The organism is Achromobacter sp. 1L-A-4-B-C2, from assembly GCF_057291955.1.
In genome coordinates, this window is record NZ_JBXAWP010000002.1 from 964,200 (window position 1) to 980,847 (window position 16,648).

13 protein-coding genes are annotated in these 16,648 nt (G+C 65.8%); 2 read left to right on the top strand and 11 right to left on the bottom strand.

Annotation, left to right across the window (positions count from 1 at the left end):
• The 8 genes from AC0Z35_RS11770 to cadR form a co-directional block, all read right to left on the bottom strand.
• Positions 1 to 1,476, bottom strand: a complete 1,476-nt coding sequence (locus AC0Z35_RS11770; protein ID WP_485132017.1) for a dihydrolipoamide acetyltransferase family protein — start codon at positions 1,474 to 1,476, stop codon at positions 1 to 3.
• Position 1,477: 1 nt separating this feature from the next.
• The gene (locus tag AC0Z35_RS11775) at positions 1,478 to 2,521 is read right to left on the bottom strand and encodes an alpha-ketoacid dehydrogenase subunit beta (protein ID WP_046804595.1); all 1,044 of its coding nucleotides are present in this window, start codon (positions 2,519 to 2,521) and stop codon (positions 1,478 to 1,480) included.
• Positions 2,522 to 2,523: 2 nt separating this feature from the next.
• Positions 2,524 to 3,756 carry a thiamine pyrophosphate-dependent enzyme gene (locus AC0Z35_RS11780; protein ID WP_485132018.1) on the bottom strand — a complete coding sequence of 411 codons (1,233 nt, stop codon included), beginning with the start codon at positions 3,754 to 3,756 and terminating at the stop codon, positions 2,524 to 2,526.
• A gap of 204 nt (positions 3,757 to 3,960) precedes the next feature.
• Positions 3,961 to 6,351: a TonB-dependent siderophore receptor gene (locus tag AC0Z35_RS11785; RefSeq protein WP_485132019.1), complete on the bottom strand. Its 2,391-nt coding sequence runs from the start codon at positions 6,349 to 6,351 to the stop codon at positions 3,961 to 3,963.
• Positions 6,352 to 6,422: 71 nt separating this feature from the next.
• A complete protein-coding gene (locus tag AC0Z35_RS11790; RefSeq protein WP_485132020.1) occupies positions 6,423 to 7,391 on the bottom strand; it encodes a FecR family protein in 969 nt (322 codons plus the stop codon).
• Positions 7,388 to 7,900 (bottom strand): sigma-70 family RNA polymerase sigma factor, encoded by a 513-nt coding sequence (locus AC0Z35_RS11795; protein WP_104144916.1) that lies wholly within the window; start codon positions 7,898 to 7,900, stop codon positions 7,388 to 7,390. The genes AC0Z35_RS11790 and AC0Z35_RS11795 overlap by 4 nt, the downstream gene beginning before the upstream one ends.
• A 96-nt stretch (positions 7,901 to 7,996) precedes the next feature.
• A complete protein-coding gene (locus AC0Z35_RS11800) occupies positions 7,997 to 8,593 on the bottom strand; it encodes a nitroreductase family protein (RefSeq protein WP_104144915.1) in 597 nt (198 codons plus the stop codon).
• Positions 8,594 to 8,717: 124 nt separating this feature from the next.
• Complete coding sequence (gene cadR / locus AC0Z35_RS11805; protein ID WP_046804592.1) at positions 8,718 to 9,152, bottom strand: Cd(II)/Pb(II)-responsive transcriptional regulator; 435 nt, start codon at positions 9,150 to 9,152, stop codon at positions 8,718 to 8,720.
• A gap of 99 nt (positions 9,153 to 9,251) precedes the next feature.
• Between cadR and AC0Z35_RS11810 the strand changes: the two genes are divergently transcribed.
• Positions 9,252 to 11,723 carry a heavy metal translocating P-type ATPase gene (locus AC0Z35_RS11810; RefSeq protein WP_485132021.1) on the top strand — a complete coding sequence of 824 codons (2,472 nt, stop codon included), beginning with the start codon at positions 9,252 to 9,254 and terminating at the stop codon, positions 11,721 to 11,723.
• Between the two features lie 63 nt (positions 11,724 to 11,786).
• Here AC0Z35_RS11810 and speG read toward each other — a convergent pair whose 3' ends face one another.
• Positions 11,787 to 12,371, bottom strand: a complete 585-nt coding sequence (gene speG / locus AC0Z35_RS11815) for a spermidine N1-acetyltransferase (protein WP_006218930.1) — start codon at positions 12,369 to 12,371, stop codon at positions 11,787 to 11,789.
• Between the two features lie 318 nt (positions 12,372 to 12,689).
• Between speG and AC0Z35_RS11820 the strand changes: the two genes are divergently transcribed.
• Complete coding sequence (locus AC0Z35_RS11820; protein ID WP_104144914.1) at positions 12,690 to 14,183, top strand: M81 family metallopeptidase; 1,494 nt, start codon at positions 12,690 to 12,692, stop codon at positions 14,181 to 14,183.
• A 39-nt stretch (positions 14,184 to 14,222) separates the two neighbouring features.
• On the opposite strand, the gene AC0Z35_RS11825 is transcribed toward AC0Z35_RS11820, so the two are convergent.
• On the bottom strand, positions 14,223 to 14,927 hold the full coding sequence (locus AC0Z35_RS11825; protein WP_485132022.1) for a riboflavin synthase subunit alpha: 705 nt from the start codon (positions 14,925 to 14,927) through the stop codon (positions 14,223 to 14,225).
• 112 nt (positions 14,928 to 15,039) lie between these two features.
• Entirely contained in the window at positions 15,040 to 16,473 is a 1,434-nt protein-coding gene (locus tag AC0Z35_RS11830; protein WP_046804645.1) for an aldehyde dehydrogenase family protein, read from the bottom strand.
• Between the last annotated feature and the right edge of the window lie 175 nt (positions 16,474 to 16,648).

The following is a 16,648-nucleotide window of genomic DNA, read 5'->3' on the forward strand; positions in this document are numbered from 1 at the left end:
TTACTCCACGAAAAGCAGCGCGGGTTGTTCCAGCAGCGCGCGCACCGCCTGGATGAAGCGCGCCGCGTCCATGCCGTCCACCACGCGGTGGTCGAACGACGACGACAGGTTCATCAGCTTGCGCGCCACCACGGCGCCGTTGCGGAAGGCGGGCCGTTCAACGATCCGGTTCACGCCGACGATGCCGACCTCGGGGTGGTTGATGACCGGCGTCGTGACGATGCCGCCCAAGGGCCCCAGGCTGGTGATGGTGATGGTGGACCCGGTCAGCTCGTCGCGCCCGGCCGTGCCGCTGCGCACCGCTTGCGCCAGGCGTCCGATCTCGGCGGCCATGGACCACAGGTCGCGCGCTTCGGCGTGTCGCATCACGGGCACCATCAGGCCGCCATCGCTTTGCGTCGCGATGCCGATATGCACGGCGCCGTAACGCGTCACCACGCCACCTTCGTCGTCATAGCGCGCATTGATCTGCGGAAAATCACGCAACGCCACGACCATGGCGCGCGCCAACAACGGCAGCAAGGTCAGCTTGCCGCGCGACGCGCCCCATTTTTGGTTGAGCTGCACGCGCAGGTCTTCCAGTTCGGTCACGTCGATTTCCTCGACGTAGCTGAAGTGCGGAATGCGGCGCTTGGACTCGGCCATCTTCTGCGCGATCTTGCGGCGCAATCCGATGACGGGCACCACGTCCTGGTCATGGCGTTCCACGTACGCCGACCCGCCGCGCACCGCGTTGCCTGTGCCTTGCGATTGCAGATAGGCGTCCAGGTCTTCGTGCATGACGCGGCCGGCCGGGCCGCTGCCGGCAACAAAGCGCAGTTCGATACCCAAGTCCCAGGCGCGCTTGCGCACGGCGGGCGAGGCCAAGGGTTTATCTCCCGGCTGGCGCGGCACGGCGGGCGCGGTGGACGCCGCGGATGCGGACCGCGCGGCGTGTTGCCCGGGTTGATGCCCCGCTTGTCGAGAAGATTGCGCACTGGCTTGTTGATTGCCTTTGGGCTGGGCCGGTGCAGCAGCCGAGGCAGACGCCGGCGCCATGGACGCGGCGATCTGGCCCGCGATGCCGCCCGCTTTCGCGCCAGCAGCCCCCCCGGCATTCCCGCCAGCTTCAGCTTGCGTGGACGTGGACGTGGACGCCGACGCGTCGCCGCCTGCCGGCTTGGCCGCTGCCGATGCGCCCTGCCCCGATGCACCCTGCCCCGGCGCGCCCGAGCCCGGTCGCACATTGCCCTCGCCTTCCACTTCCAGGCGAATCAATTCTCCGCCCACGGCCATCACCTGGCCCACGTCGCCACCCAGCGCGAGCACTGTGCCGACGACCGGCGACGGGATTTCCACCGTGGCCTTGTCGGTCATCACATCGGCCAGCGGCTGGTCTTCGGCAACCGTGTCGCCCACCTTGACGTGCCAGCCCACCAGTTCGACCTCGGCAATGCCTTCGCCGATGTCGGGCATCTTGATGATATGAATGCCCATGTCACACCTCCATCGCGCGTTTGAACGCTTCGCCAACCCGGCGCGGGCCGGGGAAGTACGCCCATTCCTGCGCATGCGGATAGGGAGTATCCCAACCGGTCACGCGCTCGACGGGCGCCTCCAGGTGATGGAAGCAATGCTCTTGGACCAGCGCAATCAGTTCCGCGCCATACCCGCAGGTGCGCGTGGCTTCGTGCACCACGACGCAGCGGCCGGTCTTCTTCACGGAATTGACGATGGTCTCCAGATCCAGCGGCCACAGGCTGCGCAGGTCGATGACCTCGGCGTCGATGCCGGTTTCTTCGGCGGCGGTCAGAGACACATAGACCGTGGTGCCGTAGGTCAGCACCGTCAGCGCGTTGCCGGGGCGCACGATGGCGGCGGTGTCCAGCGGCACGGTGTAGTAACCGGTGGGCACCACGCTGCCCGGGCGGCCGGTCCACGGCGTCACGGGGCGATCATGGTGGCCGTCGAAGGGGCCGTTGTACAGCCGCTTGGGTTCCAGGAAGATCACCGGGTCATCGTTCTCAATGGACGCGATCAGCAAGCCCTTGGCGTCATAGGGGTTGGACGGCATTACCGTGCGCAGCCCGCAGACCTGCGTGAACATGGCTTCGGGGCTTTGGCTGTGGGTCTGGCCGCCGTAGATGCCGCCGCCGCAGGGCATGCGGATCGTCATCGGGGCGATGAATTCGCCCACCGAGCGATAGCGCAGGCGCGCGGCCTCGGACACGATCTGGTCCGAGGCGGGGTAGAAATAATCCGCGAACTGGATTTCGCAAACGGGCCGCAAGCCGTAGGCGCCCATGCCGACGGCCACGCCCACGATGCCGCCTTCGGAAATGGGCGTGTCGAACACGCGCGAGCTGCCGTACTTGGTTTGCAGGCCTTCGGTGCACCGGAACACGCCACCGAAATAGCCGACGTCTTGTCCGAACACCACCACGTTGTTGTCACGCTCCAGCATCACATCCATGGCCGAGCGCAAAGCCTGGATCATGGTCATCGGCGCCGAGGCCGGACCAGCGTTGTTATCGATTGCCATGGTCAGACTCCGAGCTGCTGGCGCTGCCGGCGCAGATGCTCCGGCATGTCCTTGTAGACGTCTTCAAAGATGCTGGCGGCGCTGGGGACGTGACCGTCCACCAGGGTGCCGTAGCTTTCCGCTTCCTTTTGGGCCGCAACGATCTCGGCGTCGAGCTCGGCGCGCACGGCGTCGTGTTCTGCGTCGGACCAGATGCCAAGCCCGATCAGGTGCTTCTTGAAGCGTTCGATCGGGTCGCCCAGCGGAAAGTGCGCCCAGTCATCGCCAGGCCGGTATTTGGAAGGGTCGTCGGAAGTCGAGTGCGGGCCGGCGCGGTAGGTCACCCATTCGATCAGGGTTGGGCCCAAGTTGCGGCGGGCGCGTTCGGCGGCCCAGCGCGAGGCGGAATACACCGCCAGGAAATCGTTGCCATCCACGCGCAGCGACGCAATGCCGCAGCCCACGCCGCGCCCGGCGAAGGTGGCGCCTTCGCCGCCGGCAATCGCCTGGAACGTCGAAATGGCCCACTGGTTGTTCACCACGTTCAGGATGACCGGCGCGCGATACACGTGCGCGAAGGTCAGCGCGGTGTGGAAGTCGGCTTCGGCGGTGGCGCCGTCGCCGATCCAGGCCGAGGCGATGCGGGTGTCGCCCTTGATGGCCGACGCCATCGCCCAGCCCACCGCCTGGATGAACTGCGTGGCCAGGTTGCCGGAAATCGTGAAAAAGCCGTTGGGTCGGTCGGAATACATGACCGGCAGCTGGCGACCCTTGAGCGGGTCGCGCTCGTTGGACATCAGCTGGCACATCATCGTCACCAGCGACACATCGCGCGACAGCAGGATGCTTTGCTGACGATAGGTGGGAAAACACATGTCGCCCTGTTCCAGGGCCAGCGCGTGAGCGGAGCCGATGGCTTCCTCGCCCAGGCTTTGCATGTAGAACGAAATTTTCTTCTTGCGCTGGGCCGTCAGCATGCGCCCGTCGAAGATACGCGTCTTCAGCATGGCCCGCATGCCGGCGCGCATCAGATCGTTGCTGATCTCGGGCGCCCATGGCCCGACCGCGCGGCCGTCGTCGCCGATCACTCGCACCAGGCTGTACGCCAGCGCGCCGGTATCGACCGGGGCAACATCAATGGGGGGTTTGGGCACCTCGCCGGGCGGCGATAGATGCAGATAGGAAAAGTCGGTCTTGCAACCCGGACGCCCTGTAGGCTCGGGGACGTGCAACTTCAACGGCCCATACTGGCTCATATATTGTCTCCACGCTTGATCGTGTCACGCGTTTTCTTCCTACCAAGGCATTGCCAAGGGCGTGTGACCCCAAGCGCAGCCATCGTCGGCACGCGCATAGGGATAAATATGCGTGGCCGTCGACGAGATTAGCACAGGGGACAGGGTCGTTGAGCGGGCCTGAGCGGCATGCCGGCCCGCGTTGCGCTAGGGGTTTTCCACGGTTTACCAGCGATAGCTCAGGGTGGCATACAGCGTGCGCGGCTCACCATAACGGCACCCTGTCGTGCCGGCGCACGCCAGGTACCCGAGGTTGAAAAGGTTGCGCGCGTTCACCGTCAACGACAACCCTGACATGGACGGATCCAGGGCGCCGAAGTCGTAAGCCGTCATCGCGTCGACCAGGAATTGCCCCGGCACGTTGGCGGGATAGCCGGGCAGGTTCGTCGAACTGGCGTAGCGCACGCCCGCGCCGACGGTCAGACCGGTCACGCCGATGGCGCTCAGGTTGTAATCGGCCCAGACCGAAGCGCTGTGCAGCGGCACCAGCGCGATACGCTGATCCACCAGCGATGGCACGGTGCTGCGCGTGGTGCGCGCATCGGTGTAAGCGTAGCTGGCGGTGAGGTTCATGGCGCCCAGGCGCGCCTTGGCCTCCAGTTCCAGGCCGCGTGATCGGGCCCGCCCGCTTTGCACGGAATACGTGGCGTCGGTCGGATCGCTGGTCAGCGCATTCGTCTGCGTCAGGTCGTAGACGGCGGCGCTGTAAAGCATGTTGCCGCCCGGCGGTTCATAGCGCAGGCCCAGTTCGAATTGCGTGCCTTTGGTGGGCTTGAAGGCGTTGCCCGCGCGGTCCACACCCACGGTGGGCGCGAACGACTGGCTGGCGCTTGCGTATGGCGCCAAGCCGTTGTCTGCCACGTAGACCAAGCCGACGCGACCCGTCGTGGCGGTATCTCGCAAGCGCGTGGTGGCGCCGGTGGTGTAGCTCTTTTGGTCGGTATTGGCCCAATCCTGGCGGCCGCCCAGCACCAGCACCCATTTGTCCTGGATCTTGATCTGGTCTTGCAAGTACAGGCCCAGCGAATCGCCGCGCGTATTGATCCCGTAATCGGCAGCGGTGTTGATGATGGGAACCGCGCCGTAGACGGGGTTGTATATGTTCGCCAACGGGGCCACGGTTCCCGCATGACGGTGCGAATCGTAGCCGCTGCGGTAGTAGTCCAGGCCAGCCAGGACCGTGTGTTGGAGGGCTCCTCCGTCCAGCTTCAGTTCCAGCGACGTATCGGTCGCAACGCCGTAAGAATGTTCGTCGCGGCTGACGACGCCGCGCCGCAACGTCTGGCCGTTGGCCTGCAAGGCGCCAAAACTCAGGTAGTCCCACTTGCCGTCCGCCGTGAAGTAGCGGGCGCTTTGACGCAGTTTTACGCGATCGTTGAAGGCGTGTTCGAACAGATAGCCGACCGTGTAGGTGTCGGTGTCGTAGCGGTCGAAATCCGGTTCGCCGATGAACAGGTCGCGCGGCACCTGGCCATTCAAGGTATTGGCCGCGGGCATCGGCGCGGCAAAGCGCGTGCGGATGCGCTGATAGCTGGCCAGCAGGGTCAGCGAGGTGGCCGCCGAAGGCTGCCATGTCAGCGCGGGCGCCAGATACGTGCGATCGTCCGGCACATGGTCCACCCAGTTGTCGGCATTGCGGGCAAGGCCGGTCAAGCGGTAGGTCCATGCACCGTCTTCAGACAGCTCGCCGGCGAAGTCGCCCGACACCTGGCGGCGGCCGTAGCTGCCGGCCTCTACGTTCAGTTCGCGCAGCGTGTCGGCCGTTGGCCGCTTGCTGACCGTGTTGACCACGCCACCCGGGCTCAACTGCCCATACAGCACGGACGATGCGCCGCGCAGCACTTCAACACGTTCAAGCCCATAGGGCTCTTGACCGCCATCGTAGACGCTGGATTGCAGCTTCAGGCCGTCGCGCAGCTGCCCCGAATTGCCGGCGGCCACGTTGAAGCCGCGCAGCATCAGGTCGTCCACCATGCGGCTGAACGCGGGCGATTGCGCCGACACGCCCGGCGTGTAGCCCAAGGCGTCCGCCACCGAAGCCGCCTTGATGATGCGGATCTGGTCGCTGGTAACGACCGACACCGATTGCGGTGTTTCGATCAGCGCCGTGTCCGTCTTGGTGCCGGACATGGCGCGCTGCGCCACGTAGCCGTCAACGTGACCGGTGGGAGATTCCAGCGACCCGGTGACCCGCACGGGCTCAAGCACCGTGGTGCCTTCGACTACGCGGCGGGCACTCAGGGTGCCGTTGGCCGTTACGGCCAACTCCAACCCGCTGCCGGCTAGCACACGCCGCACGGCGTCTTCCGCCGTGTAATCGCCCACGATAGCCGGCGCATTGCGGCCGGCTACCAAGGCAGGGGCGACGGACACCGCGCGGCCGCTGTGGCGCGCGATGCGGGTCAGCGTGTCGCCCAGCGCGGCCGCCGGCAAATCAAAATGCAGGACGGCCCGGGCCGACGCGGCGGCCGGCGTTGTCTGGGCATACGCCGTGGGAAGGGTCAGGGCAATGAACAGCGCGGCGGCCAGCGGCCGCAGCGGGGGACGATGAAACATGGATTCTCCTGCAACAGTGTGGTGTTTCAGGAGGGATGTCCCACGACGGGGGCAAAAGTGTTCATTTATTTTCAGGACGCGCGAGGCACCACGTCGATACTGACGAACCAGCCGCCCAGCGAACTGACACTGATGGGCAAGGTCTGCCGCAACGATTCCAGCGAGCGGTCGGTGTCGTCCAGCGGAAACGCGCCCAGTACCCGCAGCCGCGCGGCCGCCGGCGTTATCCGGATGATGCCGCGTCGGTACGGCCGCAGCGCATCGACCACTTCGCCCAAGGACCGGTCATGAACGACCAGCATGCCTGCGTGCCACGCGGCGGCGTCCCGCAGGGCGGGGTCCGGGGAGCCCAGGCCACGCGAATCAAAGCGCAGGCCCTGCCCCGCTTGCAGGATCCTGCGCTGGCCCGCCGCGCGCACCTCGACGCTGTGTTCGACCACGCTGGCGACGCATGCCTCGGCCTCGCGCGCCACGCTGAAGACGGTGCCCAGCGCCTGCACTTCGCCATCGCGGGTGGCAACGATGAAGGGGCGCGCCGCATCTGGCGCCACCCGCGCATAGACCGCGCCCGCCGCCAAGCGCACCAGACGCACGCCCGCGCTGAAATCCACGTCCACGGCCGACCGCGCGTTCAACGTCAGCTCACTGCCGTCCGGCAAGGTATAGGTACGGCGTTCGCGGGTGCCCGTGCGTAAGTCGGCGGTCAGCGTGCGCAGGGGAATCTGGCGATCAACCAGCGCCGCCATACCGCCCGCGGCCAGCGCCACGGCCAACGCATTACGCAACGCCCGGCGCCGGGCCGGCGCGGTAAGCAAGGCCGCGCCGGCAGCTTGCCGCTGCTCAACGTCGGCCAGCGTGGCAAAGGGGTCTTTGACGGCGGCGTTGACAGTTTCCCAGGCCGCCTCGTGCCGCAGATCGGACGTCTTCCATTGTTCGAAACGCGCCCGGTCGGCGCGCGGCACGCTACCGGAGGACAGCAGCACCATCCAGTCCACCGCCGATTGCAGATCGGCGGGCAACTGCTGCATGGGGGACGTCATGCAGACAGACGCACCGTCACGCACAGCGTGATGGCCTGCTTCATATAGCGGCGCACCGTCATCACCGACGTGCCGATGCGCGCTGCGATCTCGCTATAGCTCAGTTCATCAAGCTGGCTGTAGAGGAAGGCCTGGCGCGCCTTGGGCGGCAGGCGTTGCAATGCGCGGTCGATGTGCATCAACGCGTCGATCACCTGGGCGCGGGATTCTTCGCTGGGTGCGCTGGCTTGCGGCATGGCGCTCAGGCTATCCAGATACGCGCGTTCCAGTTCGCGGCGACGCCAAAAACTGAATAGCGTGCGCTGGGCCAGCGTGGTCAGGAAGGCGCGAGGCTCGCGGATGGTGTCGGTATGCCGGCCGGCCAACACTCGCACGAAAGTATCGTGCGCCAGATCGGCGGCATCATGGCGGCATCCCAGCCTGCGCCGAAGCCACTCTTGCAGCCAGGAGTGATGCGCTTGATACAACTCGGTAGGAGAATGCTCCGAGGGCCGCGCGGTGGAGGACATGGAAAAACGCCAGGCAATAAATAACAATAAGAATTATTGTTATTTATTGCCTGGCGCGCAAGCGCCCCGTAGGGCGCCCGGGCAAACAACCCGCCCTTAGACGGGTCCGGTCCACTCCGAGACGAACTCGCGGAAGTCCGGGCGGTTGGCCGGCGGCACGGCGCAACCCGGCGTGCCGATGGCCAAGTAACCCAGGAAGCGGTAGTCCAGCGAATCCAGGCCCAAGGCGTTCTGCACGTCTTCAACGTAGGTGCCCACACCGGTGCTCCAGAACGCGGCGTAGCCCAGCATGTGCGTGGCGTTCAGGATGTTCATGACCGCGCAGCCGGTGGCCAGCAGCTGTTCGTGTTCGGGGATCTTGGTGTTGCCGTGGGCGATTTTCTGCGCCACGCCGATAAACAGCGGCACGCTGGCCATCCATTCGCGCACCGACTTTTCTTTCTCGGGCGTCATGCGCGGGTCGCCGCTGCGCTTGACGGCATCCAGCGCCACGTCCGCCAGCTTGCCGATGGCCTCACCTTGAATCACGACAAAGCGCCACGGGCGCAAGGCACCGTGATCGGGCGCCGACATGGCGGCTTGCAGGATCTGTTCCAGCTCGTCCGGCTTGGGAGCCGGCGCGCGCAGGAACTTGAAGGAACGGCGCGAGGTCAGCGCGTGCAGCGGGGTGGCGGTGGGGGTGGTGGCAGTCATTGAGTCGGGCGCTTTTGTAAAAAAGACAGATTCTCATATTAAGCGATGCCGTCGGGCCGATAGGGGTATCCCCTGACCGGCGGCAAGGGCATCGGCGTGAATGGGTGGCGGTCACGCCGGGGATTCACCCGAGATGCGTATGCCGTTCCTGGCGCTCTTCCACCTGCATTTCGGACAAGCCGTGCAGGATGCCGCAATCGTCCGTATCCGGGCGCGCCGACAGGCAACGCTGGCGCAATTCGGTCAGTTGGGCTTTCAGTTGCAGAAGCTCGGCGATGCGTTCATCCACATGCGAGATGTGTTCGTCGAACAGCTCATTAATAGGGCCACAACCCTTCTGGTGGTTGTCGGCCAGGGACAGGATCGCGCGGATTTCGTCCTGCGTCATGTCCAGCGCCCGGCAATTGCGGATCAGGCGCAGACGTTCCAAATGGGCCTGGCCGTAACTGCGGTAATTGTTAAGCCCGCGGTCGGGCGCGGGCAGCAGGCCTTCTTTTTCGTAATAACGCACGGTTTCGACCGTAGTGCCGGCCGCCGTCGCCAATTCGCCGATTCGCATCACGCCTCCTGGAACGCATTCCGAGTGAAATTTTGGGCTTGACCCTATAGTAACTCCAAGGTGTGCAATGGCGTCATCCGTTTCAACAAGGCGCAGAAGATGGCTTTTCCTCCGACCAAATCGCACGATCACCGCGCTGCCGGGCAGGCCGACGCCTGCTGCAGCGGGCATGACCACGCCCACGGGGACCACGAGCACGACCACGCCGCGCATGACCACGCCGCCCACGACCGCGGTCAGGGCGGCCATGACCATAGCCATGGCACGGGCGGGCACGATCACAGCCAGCGCCATAGCCATGGCTCGGACAAGCACGGGCACGATCACGATCACAGCCACGGCCATGAGCACAATCACGCCCCCGCCCCCACCGCCTGCTGCGGCCATGACCATGGCGGGCAGGCATTTACGGCGTCGGCCAGCGGCGCGGCGACGCTTACGGCCGGCCCCGGCCAGGCGCTGGCGCGGTTGCGCATCGGGCAGATGGACTGCCCCACCGAAGAAACCCTGATCCGCAAAAAGCTCGACGGCCTGGACGTCGTGCACGCGCTGGACTTCAACCTGATGCAACGGGTGCTGACGGTGGTGCACGCCGAGGGCGCGCTGGACCGCGTCATCGCGGCCATCAAGTCGCTGGACATGACGCCGGAACCCCTGGCGGACGGCGCCGCGCGCACGCCCGCCGCCGCCAGCCGCGTGAACTGGTGGCTGATCGGCGGGGCCGGCGTGCTGGCCGCGCTGTCCGAGTTTTCGCATTTCGCGGGCTGGCACTGGGGCGTCACGGCAGCGCTGGCCGTGGCAGCCATTCTGGCTTGCGGCGTCACCACTTACCGCAAGGGCTGGATTGCCGTGCGCAACGGCAACCTGAACATCAACGCGCTGATGAGCATCGCCGTGACCGGCGCGGTGCTGATCGGCCAGTGGCCCGAAGCCGCCATGGTGATGTTCCTGTTCAACGTGGCCGAGCTGATCGAAGCCCGTTCGCTGGACCGCGCCCGCAACGCCGTGCGCGGCCTGCTGGACCTGGCGCCCGAAACCGCCACCGTGCGTCAGGCCGATGGCGGCTGGCTTGAGGTGCCGGCAGCGCAACTGAGCGTGGGCGATGTGGTGCGCGTACGCCCCGGCGAACGCATTGCGGCCGACGGCATCATCGTCAGCGGCCGTTCCACCGTGGACCAATCGCCGATCACCGGCGAAAGCCTGCCAGTGGAAAAGGCGCAGGACGACCCCGTCTACGCAGCCACCGTGAACGCCGCGGGCTCGTTCGAATACCGCGTCACCGCCGCAGCCGGCAACACCACGCTGGCCCGCATCATCCATGCCGTCGAGCAGGCGCAAGGCGCTCGCGCCCCCACGCAACGCTTCATCGACCGCTTCTCGCGCATCTACACGCCCGCGGTGGTGGCGGTGGCGCTGCTGGTGGCAACCGTGCCCCCGCTGCTGTGGGGCCAACCCTGGTTTGACGCGGTCTACCGCGCATTGGCGCTGCTGATCATTGCCTGCCCCTGCGCCTTGGTGATTTCGACGCCGGTCAGCATCGTCAGCGGCCTGACGGCGGCCTCGCGCCGGGGCATCCTGATCAAGGGCGGCGTGTATCTGGAAGAAGGCCGCAACCTGAAGTGGCTGGCGCTGGACAAGACCGGCACGCTGACCCACGGCAAACCGGTGCAGACCGACCTGCAAGACTGGGACGTGTCCGACGCCACCCGCCAACCCGCCACGTTGATCGCGGCCAGCCTGGCGGCGCGCTCGGACCACCCCGTGTCGCTGGCCGTGGCGAACGCGGCACGCGAGGCCGGCAAGACGCTGCTGGACGTGGACGCCTTCACCGCCCTGCCCGGCCGTGGCGTCAGCGCGCGGATCGATGGCGTGACCTTCCAATTGGGCAACCGCCGCCTGATGCGCGACGCGGGCGTGTCCAGCCCCAAGCTGGAAGCTCGCATGGACGAATTGGAACGCCAGGGCAAAAGCGCCATCGCATTGACCGACGGGCAGCGCGTGCTGGCGTTGGCCGCCGTGGCCGACACGGTCAAACCCAGCAGCGCAGAGGCCATCGCGGACCTGCACGCGCTGGGCGTGCGCACGCTGATGCTGACCGGCGACAACACGCCCACCGCGCAAGCCATCGCGCAGCAGGTGGGCATAGACGAAGCGCGGGGAGATCAGTTGCCGGAAGACAAGCTGACCGCCATCGAAAGCAAGCTGGCGGCCAACGAGGCAAGCGCCGGCAAGGTGGGCATGGTGGGCGACGGCATCAACGATGCCCCCGCACTTGCCCGCGCCGACATCGGTTTTGCGATGGGCGCGGCCGGCACGGGAACGGCAATTGAAACGGCGGACGTCGCCCTGATGGACGACGACCTGCGCAAGATCGGAACATTTTTGCGCCTGTCACGCGCCACCCACCGCGTGCTGATCCAGAACATCGTGCTGGCGCTGGGTATCAAGGTGGTGTTCCTGGCGCTGGCCATGACGGGCAACGCCACGCTGTGGATGGCCGTGTTCGCCGATGTGGGCGCCAGCCTGCTGGTGGTGGCCAACGGCCTGCGTCTGCTGCGCGCGGCGCAGTGATGCGGGCGCGGCAGTGATGTAGTGATGTAGTGATGCAGTGACGCGTTGGCGGGACGGGCTTGCTTAGCCCGTCTGCTCTTCCTGTGGCCAGTCGCGCAGCACCGGTGCATCGGGTGCACCGGGGCCGACGTCGCGCAGGTGTTCGTGTTGCAGCAGCGCCATGCGGTAGGCGTCGCGATAGGCGCCGTTGGAAAAGAACTCTTCTTTCATCAGCCCTTCGATCTGGAAGCCGCAGCGTTCGTAGACGTGCACGGCGGCGGTATTGTCCTTGTCGACCACCAGATAAACCTTGTGCATGTTCAGCACGCGAAACGCATAGCCCACGGCGATGCGAGTGGCCGCCTTGGCGTAACCCCGGCCCTGGTAGCTGGGCGCAATGATGATCTGGAATTCGGCACGGCGGTGGATGTAGTCGATTTCAACCAGTTCGACCAGGCCGGCGGGCTGCCCGGTATCGTGCTCGATGATGAAGCGCCGTTCGTTTTGATCGTGCAGGTGGCGGTCATAGAGTGCGACCAGTTCGTCATAGGCCTCGTAGGGCTCTTCGAACCAGTACCGCATGATGACGTCGTTGTTGTTGATCTTGTGCACGAAGTGCAGATCGCCGCGCTCTAGGGGGCGAATTTTGATATCGGATATGACCGACATAAGAACCTCCGAAAGTGTCGCCATTGTATTCCGATTCGCCTCGAAACGACCGTCTTATGGGAATTTCAGAAATTTCTTGAACGTTCATGCGGCTTTCCAGCCATTTTTGCCTGGAAAGCATTGTCATTACTGACTTTGAATATCAAGACTTTCTAAAAACACCTTGCACGCCGGTCTGGCCCGGCGGCCAAGCCCCGCAGGCGGCGCGGCCCGGTTTTGCGCTATTGCCAAACCCTGGTACGTCTCCAATAATCGTCCCGTCGGCAACGGCTACGCCGCAAGACCACGACACACATTCAAAAATCCAAGAGGAAAAACATGCACATCCTGGTGGCTGGATTCCAGCACGAGACCAATACCTTTGCGCCATCCAAGGCCGGGTATGACAACTTTGTCCGCGGCGAAGGCTTTCCCGCGATGGTGCGCGGCCAGGACATGCTGGCGCTGCGTTCGGTCAACATTCCCGCCGGCGGCTTCATCAACGCCATCCAGGCGGCCGGGCACACCGTGCATCCGGTGATCTGGGCCGGCGCCAGCCCATCCGCGCACGTGACGCGTGACGCCTTCGAACGCATCGCCGGCGAAATCCTGGACGCCGCGCGCGCCCGCCCCTACGACGCCGTCTACCTGGACCTGCACGGCGCGATGGTGACCGAACACCTGGACGACGGCGAAGGCGAACTGCTGGCGCGCCTGCGCCAGATTGTCGGCCCCGCCGTGCCCGTGGTCGCCAGCCTGGACCTGCACGCCAACGTCACCGCGCAGATGCTGCAACAGGCCGATGCGCTGGTCGCCTTTCGCACCTATCCGCACGTGGACATGGCCGACACGGGCGAACACGCGGCCCGCCTCTTGCTGGCGCGCATTGCGGCGGGCGACCACTGGACGATGCACGTGCGCCGCCTGCCCTTCCTGATCCCGATCAACGGCATGTGCACCATGCTGCAACCGTCCAAAGGCGTGTACGACGCGCTGGCGCACCTGGAGCAAACGGCGGGCGTCACATCGATATCGTTCGCGCCGGGTTTTCCGGCAGCGGACTTTCCGGAATGCGGCCCCGTGGTGTGGGCGTACGGCACCGACGCGGCGGCCGTGGAACACGTCACTGAAACGCTATACCGGCAGGTGCTTGAGCTGGAACCGCAATGGTCGCCCGACTTCCTGGAACCGGCCGATGCCGTGCGGCGCGCCCAGGAGCTGGCCGCGGGCGCGTCTCGCCCCATCGTGATCGCGGATACGCAGGACAACCCCGGCGCGGGTGGCGACGCCAATACCACCGGCATGCTGCGCGCGCTGGTCGAGGCGGACGCGCAGAATGCCGCGCTGGGCCTGCTGTACGACCCGGACGCCGTGCGCGCCGCCACCGCCGCCGGCATCGGCCAGACCGTCACGTTAAGCCTGGGCGGGCAGTCCGGCGTTGCGGGCGATTCCCCGTTTACGGGGGACTTCGTCGTGGAAACGCTGTCGCCCGGCAAGCTTCGTTTTGATGGCCCGATGATGCACGGCATGGACGTGGACCTGGGCGCCGTGGCGGGCTTGCGTATCGGCGGCGTGCGCGTGGTGGTCAGCGCCAGCAAGGCGCAGATGCTGGACCGCAACCTGTTCCGCGTGGGCGGTGTGCAGCCTGAGGAAATGGGGATATTGGTCGTGAAAAGCTCGGTGCACTTTCGCGCCGACTTCCAGCCGATTGCGCACGAAGTGCTGGTGGCCAAGGCGCCCGGCCCGATGCAGGCCGACCCGGCCGACCTGCCTTGGACGCGCTTGCAACCGGGTATGCGCGTACGCCCCGAGGGACGGCCGTTCGGGCAATAACGCTGGGGATAACCGTCCGGGGTACGCGCCCCGGGCGCGTTATTTCAGCTTGCCCCGCGGGCTGACAAAGTCTTCCAGTGTCAGCCCCTTTTCCTTCAGGATGGCTTCCAGCAGCGGTTGCAGCTTGCCCAGGCTTTCCTGCACCGTTTCGCGCACGGTATCGACCATGACCTGCGTGCTGCGCTCGATTTCAATGTTGACGAAGTCGCCCACCTGCTTGTCTTCGAACACGGTCATGCGGCGCGTTTCGGGAATCAGCCACACATCAAACCAGCCTTCGGCGCGGTTCACGTCCGACACAGTCAGGCTGGCGCCGTTGATGGCGATATAGCCCTTGGCGAACACGTATTTGCGGAAGGCTTCGGGAATGCTGAAACGCATCAGGCGATTGGTGTCGGACGACTTCACCATGATGACTTCAGACGTGAAATCGACGTGACCCGACAGCGGATGCCCGCCGATCTCGGCCCCGTCCTTGGCAGCGCGCTCGACGTTGGCGCGGTCGCCTTCGGCGTAGCTGCCCAGCGTGGTGATGGCCAGGCTTTGCAGCATCACGTCGAACGTGGCCTGGTTGTCGGACAGCAGTTCAGTAACGGTCAGGCAGACGCCGTCCGTCGATACGCTGGCGCCGATGGCCAGGTCTACACAGAAACCAGGGGGGAAATCCAGCGTGAAGGTGCGCAGGCCTTCGCGGTCCGCGATCTTTGCGATCGTCGCGGTGCCTTGAACAATACCGGTGAACATACTGATCCTGAATACGGGGCGGCGGGCCCCAGAAGCAAAACATCAACGTTAACCGATATTTTGCTCCGGACCGCCGCACCGCATGCGGGTACCTGGCGTCACCCGCCAGCCATCAATGACGGATGGCGATGGTCTTGAGCGTGGTGAAACCGTACAGCGCTTCAAAGCCCTTTTCGCGGCCATAGCCCGACTGGCGCGAGCCGCCAAACGGCAGTTCCACGCCGCCGCCGGCGCCATAGTTATTAATGAAGACCTGGCCGGCGCGCAGTTGGCGGGCCAGACGCATCTGGCGGGCCCCGTCGCGCGTCCACACGCCCGCCACCAGGCCGTACAGCGTGCCATTGGCGATTTCCAGCGCTTCCTGCTCGGTGTCGAACACCATGGCGGCCAGTACCGGGCCAAACACTTCTTCCTGCGCCAGGCGGCTGTTGGGCGGCACGTCGCGGAACAGCACGGGCGGCTGGTAGTAGCCCGACTCGGGCGCACCGTCCTGGAGCTGGCCGCGCGCGGCAACCTTCAAGCCTTCCGCTTGCGCTTCGGCCAGGAAACCGCGCACGCGATCGTGCTGGCGGCCGCTGATCAGCGGACCCACGTCCAGGTCCTTTGCGGCCGGGCCGGTAACGGTTGCGGCGAAGGCGTCCGACAGGCGCTTGAGCACCGTTTCGTACACGCCACGCTGAATCAATACGCGGCTGCCCGCCGAGCACGTCTGGCCGGCGTTCTGGATGATGGCGGCCAGCAGCACCGGCATGGCGGCGTCCAGGTCGGCGTCATCGAACACGATCTGGGGCGACTTGCCGCCCAGTTCCAGCGTCACCGGCACGTGGTTGTCGGCGGCGGCATGGGCCACCATCTTGCCGGTCTGCGGCGAACCCGTGAACGAGATATGGTCGATGCCGGGATGCGCCGACAGCGCCGCGCCCGCTTCATGGCCGTAGCCGGTGACGATGTTCAGCGCGCCCGCGGGCAGGCCGACTTCAGCGGCAATCTCGGCCAGCTTCAGCAGCGACAGGCACGCGTCCTCGGCGGGCTTGACCACGCAGGCGTTGCCGGCGGCCAGCGCCGCGCCAACGCTGCGGCCAAAGATCTGTAGCGGGTAGTTCCAGGGCACGATGTGGCCCGTCACGCCATGCGCTTCGCGCACGGTCAGCACGGTGAAGCCCGGGGTGTAGGGAATGGTCTCGCCATGCAGCTTGTCGACGGCGCCGGCATAGAACTCGAAATAACGCGCCACGGCGGCGGCGTCGGCGCGCGCCTGCTTGATGGGCTTGCCGGTATCGGCGGATTCCAGTTGAGCCAGCTCTTCCTGGCGGTCCAGCAGGGCAAACGCAATCTTCATCAGCAGGCGGCTGCGCACGGCGGGCGCCATCTGGCCCCACTCGCCTTCAAACGCCTGGCGCGCGGCCTGCACGGCGCGGTCTACGTCCGCCTCGCCGGATCGGGCAATCGCCTCGAAGGGCTTGCCATCGGACGGGTTCACGACGGCAATGGTTTCACCGGTGGCAGAGGCCACCCATTGATTGGCGATAAAGTTCTTCTGAGTCACGGTGTGCGGAGTAAAGTAGCGGCCGAACGGCCAGTTGCGGAAAAGGCGCCGACGCGCGCGCAACGTTCCCGGCACGATAAAAAGTGCAAGGTAGCGGTAGGTGTGCGGCAGCCCATATTGGCGGTGGTCGTGTTGTCTCGGATGCAGCCCGGCGGTCATTCCGGGTTTGCCGGTT

Coding starts and splice junctions, on each gene's coding strand:
- AC0Z35_RS11795 (WP_104144916.1), bottom strand. CDS start 7,900: ATGTCCTCCACCGCGCGGCCCTCGGAGCATTCTCCTACCGAGTTGTAT.
- AC0Z35_RS11770 (WP_485132017.1), bottom strand. CDS start 1,476: ATGGGCATTCATATCATCAAGATGCCCGACATCGGCGAAGGCATTGCC.
- AC0Z35_RS11800 (WP_104144915.1), bottom strand. CDS start 8,593: ATGACTGCCACCACCCCCACCGCCACCCCGCTGCACGCGCTGACCTCG.
- AC0Z35_RS11810 (WP_485132021.1), top strand. CDS start 9,252: ATGGCTTTTCCTCCGACCAAATCGCACGATCACCGCGCTGCCGGGCAG.
- AC0Z35_RS11775 (WP_046804595.1), bottom strand. CDS start 2,521: ATGGCAATCGATAACAACGCTGGTCCGGCCTCGGCGCCGATGACCATG.
- AC0Z35_RS11820 (WP_104144914.1), top strand. CDS start 12,690: ATGCACATCCTGGTGGCTGGATTCCAGCACGAGACCAATACCTTTGCG.
- AC0Z35_RS11825 (WP_485132022.1), bottom strand. CDS start 14,927: ATGTTCACCGGTATTGTTCAAGGCACCGCGACGATCGCAAAGATCGCG.
- cadR (WP_046804592.1), bottom strand. CDS start 9,152: ATGCGAATCGGCGAATTGGCGACGGCGGCCGGCACTACGGTCGAAACC.
- AC0Z35_RS11785 (WP_485132019.1), bottom strand. CDS start 6,351: ATGTTTCATCGTCCCCCGCTGCGGCCGCTGGCCGCCGCGCTGTTCATT.
- AC0Z35_RS11790 (WP_485132020.1), bottom strand. CDS start 7,391: ATGACGTCCCCCATGCAGCAGTTGCCCGCCGATCTGCAATCGGCGGTG.
- speG (WP_006218930.1), bottom strand. CDS start 12,371: ATGTCGGTCATATCCGATATCAAAATTCGCCCCCTAGAGCGCGGCGAT.
- AC0Z35_RS11780 (WP_485132018.1), bottom strand. CDS start 3,756: ATGAGCCAGTATGGGCCGTTGAAGTTGCACGTCCCCGAGCCTACAGGG.